Genomic DNA, 22,901 nt, shown 5'->3' on the forward strand with positions numbered 1-22,901 from the left:
ATATTAAGTATGATTATTTTATCATTTTTAAAAACTCATCCTCTGTGAGGATATTTACACCTAGTTTCTGCGCCTTCTCTAATTTAGCAGGTCCCATATTGGCACCAGCCAACAGATGATTTGTTTTAGCAGAAATAGAACCACTGTTTTTGCCCCCATTTAGGTCTATCAGTGATTTATATTCGTCTCTCGAATGCTTCTCGAATGTTCCGCTTATTACAATTGTCAAGCCACTTAATTTATTGGTATGTTGATCTGTAATACTCTCACATGTTTCGAATTGTATTCCAAACTGACGTAATTTACTAATAATATCTTGATTTTCTTCTTTCTTGAAGAAATCAACTATACTTTGTGCAATGCGTTCGCCTATTTCGTCTACTTCAACAAGTTGTTCAACAGTTGCTTGCATCAATAAGTCTATTGAAGGAAAAGCTTTAGCTACTTTTTTAGCTACCGTTTCTCCCACAAACCGTATTCCTAATGCATAAAGCACTCTTGGATAGGGTATATTTACTGAATCGGCAATACTTTGAATTAGGTTTTTGGCACTCTTTTCAGCCCATCTTTCTAATTCTGCAACTTGTTCCCATTGTAGGGTATATAAGTCTGCAACATTGTGTATCAATCCTGCATTGAAGAGATGTTCCACGGTTTCCGAACCACCTGCAATATCCATTGCCTTACGAGTAAGGTAATGCTCTATTCGTCCTTTAATTTGCGGAGGACATCCCATATAATTAGGACAGTAATAAGCGGCTTCTCCTTCGTCTCTTATCAGAGTTGTTCCACATTCGGGACATTCTGTGATGAATTCGACTTTAGGATTGCCTGCCTCTCTGGCATCAATATCTACACGAGTAATCTTAGGGATTATTTCTCCTCCTTTTTCTACATATACCATATCATTGATATGCAAATCTAGTGCATCAATGGCATCGGCATTATATAGTGATGCTCGTTTAACTGTGGTTCCCGATAGTTTTACGGGATCGAGGTTTGCAACGGGAGTAACTGCTCCAGTTCGTCCGACTTGATATGAAACAGACAATAAGCGTGTAACCTCTTGCTCTGCCTGAAACTTATATGCAATAGCCCATCGGGGCGATTTGGCTGTATATCCTAGATTCTTTTGTTGCAATAAAGAGTTTACTTTCAGAACGATACCATCGGTAGCAACAGGTAAGTTCTTTCTTTCTACATCCCATTTCTTTATAAAAGCAAATACTTCTTCTAAAGTGCTGCATTTAATGGTAGCATCGGATGTCTTGAAACCCCATTCGCGAGCCTTCAGTAGGTTTTCGTAATGACCATTTGCTGGCAAATCTTCACCAAGCATATAATATAAATAAGCATCCAGTTTACGAGATGCTACAATCTTAGAATCTTGTAACTTAAGAGTTCCAGATGTTGCATTTCTCGGATTTGCAAAAAGGTTCTCTTCTTGTTCTGCTCGGTCTTTATTTAAATCCTCAAATACTTGCCAAGGCATTAGTATTTCTCCCCTTATTTCGAATAAAGGAGGATAATCATTGCCTCTTAATGATAAGGGTATACTTCTGATTGTTTTTACATTGGCTGTAATATCGTCTCCTCTAACACCGTCTCCTCTGGTTACTGCTTGAGTTAGTTTTCCATTGGTATAGGTAAGAGAGATAGAAGCTCCATCATATTTTAATTCACAAACAATTTCGAAATCATCGTTCAGGTCTTTTTTTACCCTATTGTAAAACTCCACAACTTCGGCTTCCGAATACGTATTCGAAAGTGAAAGCATTGGATAGATATGCTCTACCTGATTAAATGTTTTAGTAATATCGCTGCCTACCCGTTGTGAAGGAGAGCTTGAGTCTGCATACTCAGGGTGAGCAGTTTCTAGGTCGATAAGTTCTTGCATTTTCTTATCGAAGTCAAAATCTGATATTGTGGGGTTAGACAACACATAATAATTGTAATTATGCTTGTTCAGTTCTTCTCTTAACTGTTCTATTTGCTGCCCGATGGATTCCATTTGTTGATATGCTATTAAGTAACATTAAATATTTATTGCTTTATGATAGAAGCTATACTTTTTTAGGTTATTATACCCTGCGAAAGCAATAATAAGATGTGTGATCTTATTGAGATGTGATACAAAAATACGAAATTAATTAGAAATATTTTATGAGTGCAAATCTTAAACCGTATATGTTACAACATAATCATCAGTAACAATGTATTGTATCTGAAATTGAAGGTTGTTTTCGGTAAATGTTTCAGAAGCTTTGAAGCTTCCTTGCTGCTGAGGTACAAATGAATGAATATGGAAATTGTTCTTTAAGTCTATCTTTTCCTTGCTTAATGCTTTGTACATTGTTTCCTTAGCCGACCAGTGTAGTAGCAGATGTATTATTTCATTTTCGGAGTCGATATATTCCAAATCTGAAATAAAGCGAGAACGAACACGCTTTACTCTGTCGGAAATGTATTCTATATCAATACCTACCAATGGAGATTGAGAAAGTATAACAGCGACATAATCTTTAGTATGCGATATTGATAGATTTATAGATTGATCTTCGAAATATGGTTTTCCGTTAGGATGATAATTTATTGTCTTTTCTTCATTCAAAAGAGTTTTAAGAAGCACTCTTACAGCTATCCGTTCGAATGTTCGGGCAGAAGAAGACACCGTTTGTGTAAAATCGACTAAGTCCTGCTTATTATTGAGTTGAGACAGTAGTAGCTCAGGGGCTTCCTCCATTTTCCAGATTCCCCACTTGTAGTTACTATTTTCTTCTTTATAAATAAGCATTGTTTTAATATTAAATAAGGGTCTCAGACCTATTAGACTTATACCTCGTGTTGTTAGATGCTAGTTTTTACACTTGGCAAATGTACTAAATAAGTAAAAGAAAGCATTTAATTATATATTCTCAAATGATAACTTTCTTCAATGGCTTTATTAATCAAAACAACAAAAAGATTTTAGCTTCTAAAAAAAGAGTCTTTAAGTATTAGATACTCAAAGACTCTTAAACTGATTTCTATGAAAAATCATTTTTTGTGGCTGTATAACCACGGAACTAGTTCTTTATTTTGAAATACATTTACCCAACTACCATGATTAACATCGGGATACTCGGTGTATTTAACTTCATTTCCTGCAGTTTTTAGATTCTCGTACATTTGTTGCGAAAACTGTACGGGAACTACATTGTCTGCCGATCCGTGAAATATCCAAAGAGCTGTATTCTTCGTGTAATATTGTACTTTAGAAACATCTCCACCACCGCATATAGCAAAAGCTGCTGCAAAAGTATTCGGCATACGCCACAGGAGTTCGTATGTGCCCATACCTCCCATCGATAGACCTCCTACATATACTTTACTTTGATCTACTTTTCCAGAGTTCACCCAATTGGTTATTAACGAGGTTAAAGTCTCCATGGAAGGAGTTGCTTTATCCGAAAGACCGAATGTAAATGTAGTTTGATTCTTGAAAGTTTGCCTTTCTACGTTTGCCCAATAAGTTGTGGCAGGACATTGAGGTGCAATAACTATTGCAGGATATTCGGCTTGAAAATTATTAATCAAGAAATCTTTACCATGCGTAAGCTGTTTTTCGTTGTCATCACCACGTTCGCCCGCTCCGTGTAAGAATACCAGAAGTGGATATTGTTTGGTTGCATCATAATCTTTCGGAAACATTACCTGATAGGGTAGGGTGTAACCGTTGATCATATAGCTTGCTGCCTCAAACTGTGCATAAGTAAGAGTGGAACAGAAAAACAAGAGTACAATTAATAATTTCGATTTCATATTGTTAATAATTAATTCGTTTTGAATATTTATTACTGCATTTTATTAAAGGTATGAGACCTTATTTAGCTTCTCCTCGTGTCCAAGTTGATGTACCGTTTTCGTTGATGGCTTCAATTGCAAAATAATAAGGTTTGGTTCTATCCATACCCGCATAATAATACTCGTTTACATTATGAACCATAACACTACTATATAATTTATCAGGTTCTATTCCGATATAGATATTATAAGCGTAAGCGTTTTCAACAGGTTTCCATTTCAACCATGCACTGCGTTTGTCTGTTTCTGTACGTAATACCATAAACTGTTCAACGGCGCTAGGCTTTTCACCCGCTCCAAATCCAAATGCACGGAATCCAGAGATAGCAAATTTACCGGTAGGCATATGGATGTTTTCAAGCTTCAAGTAGCGTGCTTTAACAGGTTTTTCCAGTTGTACATAGTCATGAGGAACATCTGTTTTGTTGCTGCTTTTATCTATCAATACATCCCACTTTTTACCATCTAAAGACGAATATACTTTATATTGATGAAATTTCCCGGAAGTTTTTCCAAGAAATTCAACATCCTGATCAGCATAATTAAGCTGTACGGCATATACTGTTGAAACTTCGCCTAAATCAGAGATTAGCCATTCTCCTTTATCAGCCGTTTTAGCACTCCAATAAGTTTTAATGTTCTCGTCTACAATATTATTTGCATAATGTGTGCCCAAAGTAGATGATACCAGTACCGGTTTGTTGTAGTTGAGAAGCATCCATCCTGTAAATTGGCTTTTCAAATGATCAGCTTCTCCTGTTGGAATATAGTGTGGATAATCTCCGAATGTAGTATTGCAATACATATTGCCATCGCTATCAAATCCCGCAGGCCATATTCCGATACGACGTTCGAAGTTATTCTTTACATTGATAACCATAGTTGATGTATGCCAATAGTTATTCCAACGGTCTTGGAAAGTAGCTCCATGCCCTGCTCCACGTATAAAGCCTCCGGCTTTCATGCTCAAAGGTAAAGATGCATGCTCAAAAAATCCAAGAGGACTATCGCTTACCGCATATCCATCTGCATAGTGACTGAATTCTGTTCCGGGGCCTCCCCATTGCAGGTAATATTTACCATCGTGTTTTGTCATCCATGCACCTTCCATAAATGGTTTAAGGAAAGTATTATCCATATGCTCGCCGAAACGATGCCATCCTATTTTATCTCCATCCGTCAATAATAACTCTTTTCGGGTTCCTATTGGTTGGAATGTTTTTCTGTCTAATTCGATACCATATAACGGATATACGTTGCTACTTCCGTTGTACATGTAGAGTTTGCCATCGTCATCGGTAAAGAATGCAGGATCCCATCCTCCGATATCGAAATGTTCCACAGCTTTTTCCCATTTATTATTCTTAGGATCGGTACTGATCCAAATGGGGAAAATACGAGAGTATGTAGATCCAAAAACAACAAGTGTATCACCCATTGTCCATGCCGCAGGAGCGCAAAGATCGTCCCACTTATTGGCTGTTTGCTCTACTGCTTCTTGTGTAAGGAAAGGACGCGATACAAAGTTCCAGTTTAGCATATCGCTACTCCACCAATATCCGCTCTGATTTGTCGAGAAAAGATAGTAATCTCCCTTGTAATTAACAATGGCAGGATCGGCAGAGGTGCGATGTTTACCCCATTCCGTAAAGTTGGGAATCGGGCAATATCCGTAATCAATATTTATGGGATTGCAATATGTATTTTGCTGTGCATAGGTGTTTAATCCCAAAGCACATAACATAAGTAGTAGAGTGTATTTGAATATTTTCATGATGGTTATTAGATAAGTGATAAACATAGAGAGCTTGTTTTTGCAACAAGCTCTCTATTGTATCTTAATTGATCAAAGAATGTTACATATCTATTGCTGCATTATATAATAGCTTTTTCTGTTTATTATACTTTGCTAGGCAATAAAAAGGTATGTGATCTTATTTTTTCAAAGAAGGACTTCCGAAATTTAATTTCTTCAATCCATTTTGAACATCAGGATGGCTCATAAATAGTTTCCAAAGCAATTGGCTACGGTAGTTCTCTATCATTACAGAGATTGGACCTTGGTCTATTGCCAAGTAACGTTGAGGATACCAATTGTCAGTTTCGCTATATGCATCATAGAAACCATATTTCCCCCACATTTTGTCTCCCATAGAATAAAGGTTACGCATAACTTTCATTGACTCTTCGGGTGTATAAACAATTGAAGAAAGAGCAGCAGTAGGGGTAATTACACCATGATCGCCTCTCTCAGCAGGTTCGTGAGCTGCATATCCAACAGTAGAATAACTAGCAGTTAGTCCCCATGAATTTTCGCCATAACCTTTAAAACCTTTAGGGTTACGGATGCAGTATGCACGATTAACCAATGTGTAGTTTTTCATTTCTTCGAAATAATTAGGACTATAATCGTCTTTTAGATCGGTAGGATTCAATCCTAAGAAAGAATAATGTGCCCAGAATAAAGGACCAGCCTCTGTTCCTTGGTAACGTAGGTTCAGTTTAATACCTTCTATTGTATGAGGTTCTACTATTGCTCCGTTTTCAGCCCAACCTTCGTGATATACTTCGGCAGGTACTCCGTGAGTTGGAGAAGCCGCTGCAAGAACATAAGTAATCAGACATTCGTTGAAACCATGAATAGCAAAGTTCATTTCCCAAGAATGCTCAGGACTCCAGTGCCAGTATAGTACATTTTTGCCATTACGGTGCCAGTTCCAATCTACAGCTCTCCATAGTTTGTCGATACGGGCAGCTACAGCTTTTTCAGTATCAGTTCCGTTTACATAATATTGATGAGCTGCCAAAAGACCTTGCATAAGGAATGATGTTTCTACTAAGTCTCCTCCATTATCTTTGTCGCTGAAACCTCTTACTTTACCAGTTTCTCCATACCACCAGTGAGGATAAACTCCGTGGAAGCTATCTGCTTTTTCCAAGAATGAAACAATTTTGTCCATTCTCGCTACACCTTCTTCACGGGTAACATAGCCACGATCTATACCGGCTATAATTGCCATGATACCAAAACCGCTACCTCCTGAGGTTACTACGTTCGCATCGTCCAGAGGATATTCTCCATCTATATGATAACGTTCGCGAGCCATTCCGCTTGTTGGTTCTGCACCATCCCAAAAGTAATTGAATGTACGACGTTGAACACTATCAAGCAGAGCTTCATCAGTAATCTGTACCGATGGGTTTTCTTTACTGACGTCCGTATTATTATTGGTGTTTTTACAATTTGTAAAGACCAATAAAGAACTAAATATTATAAACGGCGTTAATACCTTTTTCATAAGATAAATAATAAAAATATTTAATGATATGCTTTAGAATGATATAGGCGATATAGCCTAAGCAAAGTATAAATAGGTCTACAGGTTAAAGATCGAAAGAGATTGCCTGAAATTATTCTGACAACCTCTTTCTCTTGAAATTATAGAACCTAAGAACAGTTTAATTTAAAGTGAATCGGGCTGTTTTGACATCTTGGCTATCACCACCAATCATAACATCAAAGTCTCCTGGTTCAAATACATATTCTAAATCGTAGTTATAGAATTTAAGTAATTCAGGAGTAATTTTGAAACTTACAGTTTTAGTTTCTCCAGCTTTTAATTCTATTTTCTCGAAACCTTTCAATTCTTTAACGGGACGAGTTACACTTCCAACTATATCACGAATGTATAATTGAACAACTTCTTTTCCATCATATTTTCCGCTGTTTGTAACAGTGATGCTAGCAGTAAGTTCTCCATTTGAATCCAATTGTGAAGAGCTAAGAGCAACATCTCCATATGTAAACTGAGTATAGCTCAATCCGTATCCGAATGGATAAAGAGCTTCGTTGCTAACATCTAAATAGTTACTACGGAATTTTTCAAACCATCTGCCTTCTCCTAATGGACGACCTGTGTTTTTGTGATTGTAGAAAAGTGGAATTTGACCTACATTTTGTGGGAAAGTTGCTACCAATTTACCACTAGGATTAACGTCTCCAAATACTACGTCTGCAATTGCAGGAGCAGCTTCGCTACCACCAAACCAAACGTTTAAGATTGCAGGTACGTTTTCATTTTCCCAAGTAAGAGTCAATGGACGACCAGTGAATAGAACTAACACTACAGGTTTACCTGTTTTTAGAAGTTCTGCTAAAAGTTCTTTTTGAACATCTGGAATATCTATGTTAGTACGGCTACTAGCTTCACCACTGAATTCAGAAGATTCACCTAATGCAGCAACAATAACATCTGCATCTTTAGATGCTTCAAGCGCTTCGTTCAACAATTGTTCTTTAGTACGGTCATCTCTGTTTAATGAGCGTCCAAACATAGTTGCATGCTCTTCCAATTTCGCATCTGCTGTTAGGTTACTACCTTTAGCATATACAACTTTTACGTCTTTGCCACCAACTGCTTGCATTGCTTCGATAACAGTTTGAGGTTTGTCAAGATTAACAGCTACACTCCATGTTCCGGGCATATTAGAGCGAGTATTAGCCAATGGACCAACTACTGCAATTTTGCCTTGTTTTTTCAGAGGTAAAACATTTCCTTCATTTTTTAGAAGTACGAAACTTTCTGATGCTATTTTACGAGCTACAGCACGATTGGCATCTGTGTATATTTCTTTTTTAGCGCGTTTAGCGTCTAAATATTTGTAAGGATCTTTAAATAGACCTAATTTGTATTTAGCTTCAAGAATACGACGACAAGCCAAGTCAATATCAGCTTGTGATACTTTTCCTTCTTTTAGAGATTTAGCGATAGTACCTGTAAAACCTTCAGCTACCATATCCATATCTACACCAGCTTTAAGTGCACGTGCTGAAACTTCTTGCAAGTCTCCAATACCATGCTCAACCATCTCGCTGATTCCGGTATAGTCAGTTACAACAAATCCGTCAAATCCCCATTGTTTGCGAAGTACGTCTGTCATTAACCATTTGTTTGCAGTAGCTGGTACACCATCTACTTCATTGAATGATGCCATAACGCTACCTACACCTGCTTCAATAGCAGCTTTGTATGGGTACATATATTCATTCATCATACGAATACGACTCATGTCTACTGTATTATAATCACGTCCTGCTTCACCTGCACCATATAGAGCGTAGTGTTTTACACAAGCCATAATGTGAGTATTATCCGAATAGGTATTATCTCCTTGATAACCACGAACCATTGCTTTCGCAATTGCTCCACCTAAGAAAGGATCTTCTCCGTTTCCTTCAGAAACACGTCCCCAACGTGGATCACGTGAAATATCTACCATTGGGCTGAATGTCCAAAATATACCATCAGCACTAGCTTCTATTGCAGCAATACGAGCCGATTGTTCGATAGCTTTCATATCCCAGGTTGCAGATAAACCTAATGGAATAGGAAATACTGTTTCGTATCCGTGGATAACATCCATTCCAAAAATCAATGGAATTTTCAGACGACTTTCTTCTACAGCTACTCTTTGTACATCGCGGATTTTAGCAACTCCTTTGATGTTGAATAATCCTCCAACCTGACCTTCTTTGATTTTAGAAGCGATATCACTACTCTTTGCCTGCCCGGTAGTAATGTCTCCGGCACTAGGTAAGTTGAGCTGCCCGATTTTCTCTTCGAGAGTCATTTTACTCATCAGATCGTCGATGAATCGATCCATTTTTACATCTCTTGCATTACTCTGCTGTGCTCCAACACTAATTGCGGCACAACAAAAAAGCATAGTTAATAGTTTTTTCATATCTATTATTTATAATGTGTTTCAATAAATTTCAAAAGTAATTCTGGCTCGTCAGTAGTAATATAATCTACACCCTGTTGTAGCAAATGTTGCATTTGCTCTTCGGTATTTACTGTCCAAACATTAGTTGTTAAGCCCAATTGTTTTGCTTTCTCTGTAAGCTTTTCATCGTTATAAAAAGCACTGTAATGATAATCTATTCCATCTACTTTAGTTGCAGATAATTCTTCCAAAGTTTTATTAGTTTCCAGATATGCAATAGTTGCTGTAGGGTCTAATTGTTTTACATGTAGCAGGGCTTCATAGTCGAAACTAATATAGTCAACCCAAGCCTGAGCCTTGTATTTATGAACGAGCTGAACAGCTGAGTCAGCAAGAGCTAAACTACGCTCTTTTCCTTTTTGTGAACCTTTAAGTTCTAACACCAAACGTGTTTTATTTTGTTGTTGTATACATTCAAGATATGCCTCAAGTGAGGGAACAAAATCTCCATTTTTTAATGGAATCTCCATCAATGTCTGAGCAGGAGTATCTTCTACAACCTTGCCACCTATTGTTGGGTCATGAGAAAGAATCACTTTATTGTCGGATGATAACCAAACATCAAATTCGGCAGCTTCACATCCTAATTCTATTGTATTTATTAATGAACTCATCGAGTTTTGACTGGCTTCATGATTTTTCCATGCGCCTCGGTGAGCTATTACTTTGTTGTGAATAAATTCATCTTTCACTAATTCGAAAGCTTTATTACCACAACTGCTTTTAATTATTATTTCGTATCTGAAGGGTGATGATGCAGAGAGTTCTACATTTGGTTTTAATCTAATATAACCGGATTGGTCAATTAGAAATAGGTTTGATGTGTCTTTTGCTAAAGTTACATTCTCGTTATTTGAGGATATAAATCTACCGATCGCAGCTCCTTTTACATTGACGGGTATAGTATATTTGTCAAGGGTAGGCAATATTGTTGTTGCTGAAATGGATAAACAAGACATACAAACTAATAGGAATAATATTGTTTTTTGAGCTCTCATGGGATTTAGATAAAAATATAATAGGGGCAAAAATGTGCCCCTATTATATAAATTTATTATTTAGAAATTAGGGTTCTGAACTAATACTCCATTTGATTTATCTATTTCAACCTGAGGTATCGGAAGTAATGCGTGCTTGTCTTGGTAATTTGTTTTACCTGCAGCATGTAATACTTCTTTTGCAATTCCCCAACGTACTAGGTCATAGAAACGGTCTGGTTCAAGACCAAGCTCTACTCGTCTTTCATGACGGATAGCATCTCTTAGCTCAGTTTGACCGTTAGTTGTAACTTTAGGAAGGATAGATGCATTGTTACCACGAGCACGGCTTCTTACTTGTTCCAAATAGTTTAGAGCATCTGAACTCATACCTAGTTCGTTAGAAGCTTCTGCAGCCATCAAAACAACATCTGCATAGCGTATTAATCTGATATTTACCCAGAATCCCGCATTTGTAAATTGTTGACGTAAAGCTGGGTCAGTATATGCTTTTTTATTATATGCAGCTCCCATTGCACTAGATATTGGAGACTCTCCAAATGGTGTATTGGTATTTTCTGGAGTGATAGGATCAATTACATTACCAACTTGACGACGGAAATACAATAGAGTTGCATCTTTACGTGGATCTCCTGCTTCATATGCTTTATCCTTAAGTATGCTAGTTGCCATATGCCATCCCCATCCAAGGTTCCATTGGCCACTACCTCTTACGCCTTGTACTTCTGCAAATTGACTTCCTATAGTTCCTGAATTTGGTTTAGCTGCAGTAGCTAAACATTGTAATTCGAAAACTGATTCAGGTGAGTTTTCTCCTTCATCTGTAAAGATTTTATCGTAAGGAGTACTTAGGTTATAGAAGCCTGAGTTTATAACTTCTTTTGATGCAGCTAGCATATTTGTCCAATCGTTACGCATCATATAAGTTCTGGCTTGTAATGATCTTGCTGCTCCCCAGGTCAATCGACCAGTAAAGCTATCTGACCAGTGGGTAGGTAAGTATTTTACAGCTACTTCCAAGTCTGCATCAATAAGCGCATATATATCTGCTGCTGGCGATTTCGCAATATTTGCTTGTGCAGGATCTGTCACTCTAAAATCTATCTTAGGCACTTCTCCAAAAGCTCTTACTAAATTAAAGAAAGCATATGCTCTGAAAAATTTAGCTTCAGCATAATTGATTGTGTCTTGACTTGTTTTAGTTGATTGTCCTTCAATACCGCTTATGGCAGTGTTACAGTTAACTATGATTTTGTAGTTTTCAGTCCAATAGCTAGCTAAAACTCCATTTGTTGTATTGTACTCAAAGTCATCAAAGAAGGCTGCTTGATCGGAACCATCACCAGCATCACTACCTTTTTCTGAGTCTTCAGAACGGAAATTATGTATGGCGAAAGCGGGTATACCAGCTGTAATATTGTAACCTCTCATTAGTCCGTAAAGCTGGAATACTCTTCCTTGATTTATACCACCGGGAGCATCATCTTCTGTTAAATCACCAAGAGGGCTTCTATCTAAAAAGTCACTACAACTTGTTAGAGATAGTCCGGCTATAAGTACTGCCGGAAGTATATATTTTTTTATTAATCGTTTCATAAAAATATTTTTTATATAATTAGAAAGTAAGATTTAGACCAAAAGTGTATATTGCAGGCATAGGATAAGAACCATTGTCAATACCAAATGCAGTAGCATCACCTCCTAATTCAGGTGTATAACCTGTATTGTTTTTCCAAGTTTTTAAGTTCTGAGCATTTACAAATACTTTTAATGCTTTTAAACGTACTTTTTTCAATGCATTTTGATCGAAAGTATAGCCTAATTGAATATTTCTAATTCTGAAGAAACTACCATCTTCGATATAATAAGTAGAATTTTCGTTATTGATTGTACGAGTTGTATTCAATATAGGTTCAGAGTTAGATGTTCCTTCTCCAGTCCATCTGTTAAGTCTGTGCTCCATGAAATTGAATTGAGACCAGTTATAGTTATCCCAAGTTCTGTAAATTTCATTACCTGCTACACCCATGAAATCAATACCTACATCAAAGTTCTTGTAATTAAGTCCTAATGTGATACCATAAGTGAAATCAGGAGTTGGATTACCGATCATACCTCTATCAGCTGTTGTGATTTGGCCATCACCGTTCATATCTTTAAATTTAAGATCTCCCGGTTTTACAGTGGTCAAAGTATTCTTTGGAGAATTAGCTATGTCAGCATCAGATTGATATACACCATCTACTGTATAGCCATAGAAAAATCCAATAGGATATCCGGCTGTAGTATGTGATATGTTTTTATCTCCTTTTATGATTGTATAGCCATCTTGAACAAGCGATTTTACTTTGTTATCTATTGTGGTTAGGTTACCACTTATGCTATATCCCCAATCGGAATTAATCTTGTCACTCCAAGAAGCAGCTACTTCAAAACCTTTATTTTGAATTTCACCTAAGTTTCCTAAGCCAGGAGTTGTTCCTGCAATACCAGGTATTTCAGCTAGAAGGTCTTTTGTGTTTTTCTTGTAATATACACTTTCTAAGCGCAATCTATTTGCAAGCATATTCATCTCAAAGCCAGCTTCCCAAGCTTCGATCTTTTCCCATCTTAAATTAGGATTTGGAATGTACTTCAATGAATATGAAGGATATTCTACTGATGGATTACCAAATATAGCAGATGTTGAATTAGTTAAAAGGGGTTGTGCTGGATATGGAGTCTCCATATTTTGGTTACCTAGTGTACCCCAAGATCCTTTTATCTTTAAGAAGTCAATAAATGACTGATTTTGCATGAAGTCTTCTTCAGACATAACCCATCCTCCACCAGCGGAGTAGAAATTTTGCCATTGGTTTCCTGTATAGTAGAATGCAGAAGAACCATCACGACGGAAAGAACCATTAAAAAGATATTTATTCTTATAGCTATAAAGCGCTCTTAAAAGGAATGATACTGTAGATCTCTCCCATTGCTCACTTTCTGTTTTTGATGTACTAGGGTCACCCATGCTTACATACCATTTGTCAGGGTTGTTAGGTATTGGTAATCCATTACCTTGAGCTCTTTCAGCAGTAAGACTAGTTAAGCTATTATAGAATGTCGTGAAACCTGCTGTTGCTGTAATGTTATGATCATTAATTTTATTAGTATAAGTTAAGATATAATCAGCTTGTATTTTAGTTTCATCAATTTTGATTTGTTTGATACTTGTTTTCTTAGTTCCTAAAGTATCAATAGGGTTAGGTCCTAGAATTGATGGATCATATACAGCAACGATAGGAATGTATGTGCGGCTATCATCTGATCTGTAGTCTAGAGCAAACATCGTTTTGAAATTGAAGTTTTTAAGGAAGTTGACTTCTCCATAAATATTACCTCCACCACGATAGTTTATAGCTTTCGTTGTATTGTTTCTTGCACTAACATCAACCATCGGGTTTTCTATTTGGCCTTTTTGAAAGCTAGGAAGTGCATGATATAGTTGGAATTCTTCATTGAATACCGGTGCTACTGGAGCTGCTCTCAAAGCTCTAAGAACCTCTTTTTGGTCAGCAGGAGTTAGTCTTGCTCCATTAAATTGGAATCCAACTTTAATGTCTTTAGTCAGCTTATAGTCGCTACTGAAATTTACAGTTGCTTTGCCAAATTTTTCATGCTGAATGTTTCCTTCTTCAGAAGCATAACCTACACCTAAATAGAATGTACTTTTTTCAGTAGAACCTGTTATGCTAATATTACTATTTGACATGAATCCTGTTTGGAAGATCTCGTCTTGCCAGTCTGTATCAGCTTGCCAGTTTGTAAAATCATAAGGTTTATTTCCTTGGTTTACTAATTGCTCATTGTAAAGTTCTTTAAACTGTGAAGCATTGGTAAGTTTAACCTTGTCTACAACTTTCTTAAAACCAAAAGCAGTATTAATGTTTACTAAAGTTTGGCCTTCTTTAGCTCTTTTTGTATTGATAATGATAACACCATTAGCTCCACGTACACCAAAAATAGCTAGAGATGAAGGGTCTTTAAGAATTTCCATAGTCTCTATATCTGCAGGATTCAGGAAATTAATGTTGTCATTAAATAATCCGTCTACTACATATAAAGGTTTGTATCCATTGATTGAGTTTGTTCCTCGAATACGAATCTCTGGATCTTGACCAGCTTTACCCGTGTTTATTACTTGAACCCCAGCTACTTTACCTTGGATAGAAGCTAAAGGATTGGTTGCTGGTTTAGTGAATACATCATCTCCTTTTACTGTTACAATAGATCCGGTAAGGTCTCTCTTTTTCGCTGTACCGTAACCAATAACAATTGCAGTTTCTAGTTGGTGTGTATCATCAGTTAAAACAACGTCAATTTTAGTTCTTGATCCAACTGTGATTGATTCGGGCTTCATCCCTAAAAATGAAAATTGAAGAATGTCACCTGCTTTCGCATTAATAGAGTAGTTACCATCAAAATCGGTAACTGTTCCTGTTGTGGAACCTTTTACTGTGACACTAACTCCGGGTAGTGGATCTTTTTGCTCATCGGTGACTACTCCTGTAACTGTAGTCTGAGCAAATGCATTTGAAATGCTTGCTGAGAAGATTAAGAATAGCAGAAGACAAAGCTTCATGCTCATTCTCCTCATAGAGGTTAATCTAGTTTCTTTCATGGATTTCTGATTTTACTGTTAAACATTTTTCATTCCTTCTGATAAGTATAATATTCCTTAAAGACGCCATAAAGAATTTTGGGAACTATTATCTTATTTTCTGTAAATGATTTAGAACAAATGTAAAAACAGTAAGTTCAGTGGGTACGAGATTTTTTGCATAACGAATACATCTGCCTCCGATTTAACAATGTGATCACCTCATTATTACTACTCAAACGAATATAATTATTTATATATTAAATATTTATGTTTTGTTTTTAGAGGGCTTATATTTGTAAAAAGAAGTCGTTTAAGTGCTGATGAGAAGGGATTTCAAGCTTTTTACGTAGCCTGTATCTGCTATTTTCTACTGCTCTGACCGAAATATTCATTAATGTAGCTATCTCTTTAGAATCTAAATTTAGCTTGAGACATGCGCAAAGTCGTAAATCATTAGCCGTAAGTTGGGGGTAAGTTTCCTTTATTTTTTTAAAGAAATTTGTATGTTTCTGTTCAAATTTAATAAGAAATGTTTTCCAATCTTCTTCGCTATCTAGACTGCTGTTTAGTAAAGTATTTATTTTTTGATATAGAGGTGTTAGAGTTTTGTTATTTTGTTTAGTTGAAAATTCTTCCACTTCATTTTTTATCTTTAGAATAAGTTCATTTCGCTGTATTATAAAAGAGGTTTGAGATAGAAGTTCAGCGTTCTTCTCTTCAACTTCTTTTTGTAAATGCTCATTAATAAGATTAAGACGCTTAGTTTCTAACGTACGAAGCTTCTTCAAATGTATTTTTTTGTATTTATACTGAATATAAAGTATTATAGAGGCAATAAGCATAATAAACAAGAGGCAATAAGCAAGAACAGCCCATCCTGATTGATGCCATGGGGCTAAGACTTCAAAGGGAAATTGTATTTCTTCAGATCTGTTCCCTTGTCTATCTACAGCTACTACGATGAAAGTGTATTTTCCTTTGGGCAGACGTTCATAGGTCATAAAATTTTGATTCTTTAGTGCATGCCATTGATCGTCTAAGCCCTCTAATTTATATTCAAAGGAGATATTTCGAGTAAGAGTTTCTGCTGTTGAGAATCGAAATTTTATTGTGTTGAAGGAATGATTTATTTGATTGAAATTATTATCCAGATAAACGGATTCACCATTGGCATTGGAAATTTTAATGGACTTGAAATAGGGTTGGGCTATAGGATCATTTTTTGCTGTCACTTTGTTCTGACAAAGTAAAAAGCCATTGTCTAAGCAGATGAGGCTCAGATCGTCATCTAGAGTAACTATGTTTTCGAAATTGTCAATCATCGAAAAGTTCTTATAACCGATGTCAATTATAAATTTTATTTGAGCTCTATTGTCATTATACACTACATTGTAGATAAGATCGTTTCCGATAATCCAGAAATTCTCAGGAGTGATGTTCACAACCTCTTTGAGACCCGAAATGCTACTAAAACAGTCATTTAAAGCTTGCTCTGGAACGATAGTTCCCTCAATATCGTTGTATGTATAGAATTTATTGTTTCCTAAAAAGGCTACACGTCCACCTACTTTAAAAAGTTTCAGTTTATACGGAATATCTTGTTTGTCTTCATTACCATAATACTTAAATGATTCTATTTTAGAAAAATCATCATTGAGTCGGGTTCTGTATATTCCCTTATTCATGTGTTGTAACCAAACATTATTCAAGTGATCTGTTTGTACTTTTTTTATTGGCTCTTGTACTTGATTTAGGACATGGAGAGTTTGAGTTTTCTTGTCTATGGACATCAAGCTAATATAAGTACCAAGCAAGAGGTGATCTTTGTCTTTCTCCATAGTATAAAACACACCGGTATTTATAGAGTAGGGAGATGTTACAGATAGATTCTGATCAATAATCAATAATCCTTGATTATGTGAGCAATATAGCTTATCGTCAATAACATTCAAACTCCAGGTTTGTCCTCCCGTTTTAGGAAGGAGTGTAAATTTGGATAGTGCATTCATACTATAAAGATCATTTTTGTCAATATAATATACACCTTGATTAGTTCCTATAAATAGTTTACCCTTATATAGTGAAGCAGAATAAACAGCTCCAATTTTACCAGTAGGATCAGTCATGCAACTTATTCCGTTTAGATACTGTATGCAAGAGATTCCCCTATCCAGACCTGCCCAAATTGTTTTAGAACGATCTTCATATAATGATAGTACTGTATTGTTGTGTAAGTATGTTTCGGTGTTGAAGTGATTTGTAATATTGCCATTAGGAGAAACCTCATAAATACCACTCAATATGGTTCCAAAGTAATAATTACCATTACTTGCAGCCAGACCGCAGTTCACGCTACCATCAATGAGAGATTTGTTGCTATTCCATATTTTGAACTCTGAGCCGTCGTAAATATATAGCCCCATTGACGATGTACCTATGATGTATTTATTGTCGGGTGTAGGAAGTACAGTTCTGACTTCGGTTTTTGAGAAGATTTCGCTGCCGGCTATTTTTTCGTATTGGTTACCTACGATTTTGAAAAGACTTCCCGCCATTTCCTGAATCCATAATTCATCTTTGACCTTTATCAGAAATAGTATGTCTTTTTCTTGTGGAAATTTATAAACATTGTTCTGATCGTAGATATAAATGTTTTTAAAGGATTGAAAATAAACGAGATTGTCCCTTTTCCATATTCTCCAAATATCATCATTGTGTAGTCGTCCACCCGGAAGGTTGTCGCTAAGCGATGTATATTTAAGTATTCCGCTAATATCTCTGTCCCATCGACCGAATTCTTCGTATCCTCCAGTAAATATCGTCTGATTAGAGGCTGCATATATAGCTCTTACTACATCTGCTTTATGTAATTTATTCAAGTTCCAATCAATTCCGTCGAATTCCAATAATCCGAGATCGTTTCCGATGTACATTATTCCTTTTTCGTCTTCGCTTAAAGACCAGTTTTTATTACCAGCTTGATAATCGCTTCTGCTGAAGTTTATAATGTTAGGATTGTTGGCTATTATTGGTGAATGTGATAATATAAAGACACTTATTAGTATCAAAAATAGATAACGGATCATCTTTTTACTGACTTTTTATTGTATATCTGGTATGGTTTCTGTAATGAAAAGATAAAGATATAGAAAAATAGATTAATTTTGATGTGTGAAAATATTAAAGGGTACCAATGTGCCTAATCTTAGATAAGTATTGTGCCTAAGATAGATATAATTGAGTATGGTGATAGATACTTGAAAAAGACTTATAGATGATAGAATTTAATAATGATATAAATATACAGGCTGTTTTGACACATTTTGGTGTGACAACAGAGGATTTACAAAAGGTATTATATGAAGCTTTGGCTAAAGGAGGCGATTATGCCGATCTTTACTTTGAGCATACTATAAACAGCAGTATATCTCTTCGGGATGGAGAGGTAAACAGAACCTCTTCGAATATCGATTATGGAGTAGGTGTTAGGGTAGTCATAGGAGAGCAAACAGGATATGCTTATGTTGAAAATACAGTGTTACCCGATATGCTTAGAGCTGCCCGAACTGCCGCAGGAATTGCTCATGCACCTAAGCAAAGTAATCCTATAAATATAAAAGAAGCTCATTTTCCTAATTATTATAAGGTTGGGAAATCGTGGGAAGATGTTTCAGTAAATGAGAAAAAGTCATTTATAGAAAAACTCAATGCGCGAATATTCGAAATGGATTTGCGAGTAATAAAAGCGAGTGTTAGTTTGAATCACTCAACATCTTATATTCTGTTTTTCAATTCGGAAGGAACCCTTTCGTGGGATTATCGTCCGATGGCTATAATGTATGGAGGATGTACTATGGAGCAGAATGGCAAAATAGAAAATGGTTTTGCTTCACGTGCCTATCGCAAGGGTTTTGAATTCTTGAATGATGATCTTATTGAAACATTGGCAAGAGAGTCAGTCTCTCAAACAGCACTAATGTTTGATGCTGTAAAACCTAAAGGAGGCGAAATGCCTGTTGTGATGGGTGCCGGAGGTTCCGGTATATTGCTGCATGAGGCGATAGGGCATGCTTTTGAGGCAGACTTTAATCGCAAAAACGTATCTATATTTTCTGATTCTTTAGGAAAAACGATCTGTAATCCCAATATAAATGTAGTAGATGATGGTACAATAGAATTTGCCAGAGGAGCTATAAACTTTGATGATGAAGGTATTGAAAGCCAAAAGACTTATATCGTAAGAAATGGTATTCTCGAAAGCTATTTACATGATAGAATCAGTGCTAACTATTATGGTGTGAAGCCAACAGGTAACGGACGCCGCCAATCATTTCGCTATGTACCTATGCCCCGTATGCGCGTAACGTATATGGAATCAGGTAATATGACCAACGAAGATATGATTGCGAGTGTAAAACAAGGTGTGTATGTTGATAATTTCAGCAATGGGCAAGTTCAGATAGGTGCAGGTGATTTTACGTTCTATGTAAAAACAGGCTATTTAATAGAAAATGGAAAACTGACTCAACCTATAAAAGATATTAACATTATAGGAAATGGTCCGAAAGCTTTAGCTGATATTACGATGGTGGGTAATAATCTGAAAATTGATGAAAGCTCGTGGACTTGTGGAAAGGATGGACAAAGTGTACCCGTAGGACAAGGTCTTCCTTCGGTTTTAGTTAGTAAACTGACAGTAGGGGGAGAATAGTGAATTCAGTTTTAAATTTGCATTATTAAATAAGGATGTAATGAAAGAATTTATAAGTGATATATCAAAAGAAAAATTTCCGATCTCCCAAAGGATTTCCGGAACATCAATTAGGTCATCTATTCTTGAATTGATTCAAAAAGAACATCCCGATTTTGATAGGAGTAAATTTCTTGCAATTCCGGAAATGAACCTTTTTCGCGAAAAATACATTTCGGCATATCTTACCGATCAGTTAGGTGCATTATCTGATCTCGAACAAAAAGTATTGTCTTCGGTAAAAGATCGTTCAACTTTAACAGATAAACTTGACGACGAACAAAATCAAAGATTAACAGCAGGTCAGAAAGTCGCAGATAAAGTGGCCACTTTTGGAGGAAGCTGGACTTTTATTATCTCTTTTGGCGTTTTTATTTTTCTATGGATATCATTAAATATATTTTGGTTTGCCAATAAAGGATTCGACCCTTATCCATTTATTCTACTAAATCTTTTGCTATCGTGTTTGGCTGCTATACAGGCTCCGATAATAATGATGAGCCAAAATCGTCAGGAGGAAAAAGATCGAGATCGTTCTAAAAAAGATTACATGGTTAATCTAAAATCGGAACTAGAAGTAAGAGCGTTGCATGAAAAGATAGATCATTTGATGATATACCAACAACAAGACCTTATTGAGATTCAGAAGATTCAAATAGAAATGATGAATGATATATTGGCCCAAGTAGAGAAAAATAATAAGAATAATCAATTTTGACTATATATATCCGAAGTCTGAGACTTACCTTATTCCGGCTAAATAAAACAGTATATAAATAATTAAAAAGTAATTAATCGAGCAAAGAAATCTATGAAAAAGCATTTACTTCTTTCTTTACTTCTATTCGCGGTATCCATTCTCTCTTATTCGCAGGAAATTCAATTACATTTCGATCCACGTCACACTTTGAATAATGATGTTGCTCCACGAAATTATTTTACAGCAACATTTCAGATGTTCAAGCCCGATAAATGGGGTTCTACCTTTGGTTTTATCGATTTTGATTTTAATCAAAGCAAGGGCAATATAGGTTTGGCTTACATGGAGATTTATAGAAATATAAAGGTTGGTAATAGTCCTATTATGCCTCACATCGAATTTAATGGGGGAATTGTGAGAGGTGACAACTTCTCTGGTTTTTCCATTCCCAACGCATATATGGTAGGAGGGGCGTACGATCATGCTTTTGGTTCAGTATTTATTAGTACTTATTTGGTTTATAAGTACAATACTTTTGATAAAGCGAGCCACGACGTACAGTGGACAGGTATTTGGAATACGAACTTATTCAATAATAAAGTGACATTAACGGGATTTATTGATGTGTGGACAGAAAATAAAGACAGAGTAACAGGTAAAGGTGGTAAGAAATTTATATTGTTGACCGAACCTCAGTTCTGGTATAACATAGATAAAAATATAGCTTTTGGGAGTGAAATAGAAATTACCAATAATTTTTATGCCAACTATAATAATAAGCTATATGTATTTCCTACTATTGCAGGTAAATGGACTTTCTAATACAATAGATCAATGAATAATATGTTAGAGAAAATTTTTAAACTAAAAGAAAATAATACAACTGTTCGTACAGAGTTGTTCGCAGGGTTGATTACCTTTCTGACCATGTCGTATATTCTGGTTGTAAATCCGAATATTTTGGGAGAGGCTCATATGGATAGAGCTGCTGTTTTTACAGCTACGGTTTTAGGTTCTATTATTGCAACACTCTTCATGGCGTTTTTCACCAATTTGCCGGTAGCACAAGCTCCGGGAATGGGACTTAACAACTTCTTTGCTTTTACCGTAGTGTTGACTATGGGGTATACATGGCAATTTGCTTTGACTGCAGTTTTTATAGAAGGTATTATCTTTATCCTTCTCACATTCTTTAATGTTCGGGAACTGATCGTCAAAAGTATTCCACGAGTTTTGAAAGAAGCTATTCCGGTAGGAGTAGGTTTATTTATAACATTAGTGGGACTAAAAAGTGCCGGAGTAGTAGTTGGTAACGATGCAACGCTGGTTTCTTTAGGTGATATGGCAAATCCACATGTCTGGATAGCATTAGCTGGTGTTGTTATAACAGGTGCATTATTAGCTCTCAATGTAAATGGAGCTATTCTTATAGGTATAGTTGCTGCTACAATTGGAGGTGTTTTTGCGGGAGTTGTTCACTTTCCCGAAGGTAATTGGGTTAGTTTGCCACCTTCTTTAGCTCCAACATTTGCCCAATTCGAATGGGATAAGGTCCTTAGTTTCGATATGGCCTTAGTTGTATTCACATTCTTGTTTGTGAATCTATTTGATACCGTAGGAACTCTTATAGGCGTTGTTTCTAAGGCTGGACTGACAGATAGTGAAGGCAATTTTCCACAAATTAAAAAGGCGCTGTTTGCTGATGCATTAGGTACAACTGTTGGTGCAGTGCTTGGTACAAGTCCCATTACTGCCTATGTAGAGAGTTCGTCAGGCGTTGCAGCCGGAGGGCGTACGGGATTGACTTCCGTAAGTACTGCCTTTATGTTTGTATTGGCTTTGTTCTTTGCACCTCTTTTCCTTATCGTCCCTGCTTCAGCAACGTCTCCAGCACTTATTGTTGTAGGTTTATTTATGATTTCGGCAGTGGCTAAAATTAACTTTAATGACATCACAGAATCATTACCTGCTTTTGTTACATTGATTTTTATGCCATTTACATATAGTATTGCTCAAGGAATTGTGTTTGGTATTCTTACCTTTTTCTTTGTGAAAATATTATCAGGCAGATATAAAGATGTTTCTGCTGTAATATACGTATTGGCAATTTTGTTTATAATAAAGTTAGGACTTGATGCTGCCCACATTTGGGAGAAAATGTAAAACAGATATTTCAGTAAG

14 protein-coding genes are annotated in these 22,901 nt (G+C 36.2%); 4 read left to right on the forward strand and 10 right to left on the reverse strand.

Features of this window, described 5'->3' with window-relative positions:
* Window positions 1–13: 13 nt before the first annotated feature.
* From ligA to HGC4_RS09585, 10 genes are all read right to left on the reverse strand, one after another.
* Window positions 14–2,011: an NAD-dependent DNA ligase LigA gene (ligA, locus tag HGC4_RS09540; RefSeq protein WP_050709904.1), complete on the reverse strand. Its 1,998-nt coding sequence runs from the start codon at window positions 2,009–2,011 to the stop codon at window positions 14–16.
* 165 nt (window positions 2,012–2,176) lie between these two features.
* Window positions 2,177–2,794 carry a 4'-phosphopantetheinyl transferase family protein gene (locus tag HGC4_RS09545; protein ID WP_050709905.1) on the reverse strand — a complete coding sequence of 206 codons (618 nt, stop codon included), beginning with the start codon at window positions 2,792–2,794 and terminating at the stop codon, window positions 2,177–2,179.
* A 242-nt stretch (window positions 2,795–3,036) separates the two neighbouring features.
* Window positions 3,037–3,801 carry a carboxylesterase family protein gene (locus HGC4_RS09550; protein WP_050709906.1) on the reverse strand — a complete coding sequence of 255 codons (765 nt, stop codon included), beginning with the start codon at window positions 3,799–3,801 and terminating at the stop codon, window positions 3,037–3,039.
* Window positions 3,802–3,862: 61 nt separating this feature from the next.
* Complete coding sequence (locus tag HGC4_RS09555) at window positions 3,863–5,617, reverse strand: family 43 glycosylhydrolase (RefSeq protein WP_050709938.1); 1,755 nt, start codon at window positions 5,615–5,617, stop codon at window positions 3,863–3,865.
* Window positions 5,618–5,777: 160 nt separating this feature from the next.
* Complete coding sequence (locus tag HGC4_RS09560) at window positions 5,778–7,142, reverse strand: glucoamylase family protein (protein WP_050709907.1); 1,365 nt, start codon at window positions 7,140–7,142, stop codon at window positions 5,778–5,780.
* Between the two features lie 160 nt (window positions 7,143–7,302).
* Window positions 7,303–9,570 (reverse strand): beta-glucosidase BglX, encoded by a 2,268-nt coding sequence (gene bglX, locus HGC4_RS09565; protein WP_242047148.1) that lies wholly within the window; start codon window positions 9,568–9,570, stop codon window positions 7,303–7,305.
* 23 nt (window positions 9,571–9,593) lie between these two features.
* Window positions 9,594–10,628, reverse strand: coding sequence for a glycerophosphodiester phosphodiesterase (locus HGC4_RS09570; protein ID WP_050709909.1), 1,035 nt, complete (start codon window positions 10,626–10,628; stop codon window positions 9,594–9,596).
* A 60-nt stretch (window positions 10,629–10,688) separates the two neighbouring features.
* Window positions 10,689–12,224, reverse strand: coding sequence for a RagB/SusD family nutrient uptake outer membrane protein (locus HGC4_RS09575; protein ID WP_050709910.1), 1,536 nt, complete (start codon window positions 12,222–12,224; stop codon window positions 10,689–10,691).
* Between the two features lie 19 nt (window positions 12,225–12,243).
* Entirely contained in the window at window positions 12,244–15,288 is a 3,045-nt protein-coding gene (locus HGC4_RS09580) for a SusC/RagA family TonB-linked outer membrane protein (protein ID WP_050709911.1), read from the reverse strand.
* A 269-nt stretch (window positions 15,289–15,557) separates the two neighbouring features.
* Entirely contained in the window at window positions 15,558–18,356 is a 2,799-nt protein-coding gene (locus tag HGC4_RS09585; protein WP_050709912.1) for a triple tyrosine motif-containing protein, read from the reverse strand.
* A gap of 188 nt (window positions 18,357–18,544) precedes the next feature.
* On the opposite strand from HGC4_RS09585, the gene HGC4_RS09590 reads away from it, so the two are divergent.
* The 4 genes from HGC4_RS09590 (at window position 18,545) to HGC4_RS09605 (ending at window position 22,883) form a co-directional block, all read left to right on the forward strand.
* Window positions 18,545–19,981, forward strand: coding sequence for a TldD/PmbA family protein (locus HGC4_RS09590; protein ID WP_050709913.1), 1,437 nt, complete (start codon window positions 18,545–18,547; stop codon window positions 19,979–19,981).
* 40 nt (window positions 19,982–20,021) lie between these two features.
* Complete coding sequence (locus HGC4_RS09595) at window positions 20,022–20,738, forward strand: DUF1003 domain-containing protein (RefSeq protein WP_050709914.1); 717 nt, start codon at window positions 20,022–20,024, stop codon at window positions 20,736–20,738.
* A 93-nt stretch (window positions 20,739–20,831) separates the two neighbouring features.
* Entirely contained in the window at window positions 20,832–21,542 is a 711-nt protein-coding gene (locus HGC4_RS09600) for a DUF5020 family protein (protein WP_050709915.1), read from the forward strand.
* 12 nt (window positions 21,543–21,554) lie between these two features.
* Window positions 21,555–22,883, forward strand: a complete 1,329-nt coding sequence (locus HGC4_RS09605) for an NCS2 family permease (protein ID WP_050709916.1) — start codon at window positions 21,555–21,557, stop codon at window positions 22,881–22,883.
* The last annotated feature ends 18 nt before the right edge of the window (window positions 22,884–22,901 follow it).

This window comes from Dysgonomonas sp. HGC4, assembly GCF_001261715.1.
Taxonomy (GTDB): domain Bacteria; phylum Bacteroidota; class Bacteroidia; order Bacteroidales; family Dysgonomonadaceae; genus Dysgonomonas_A.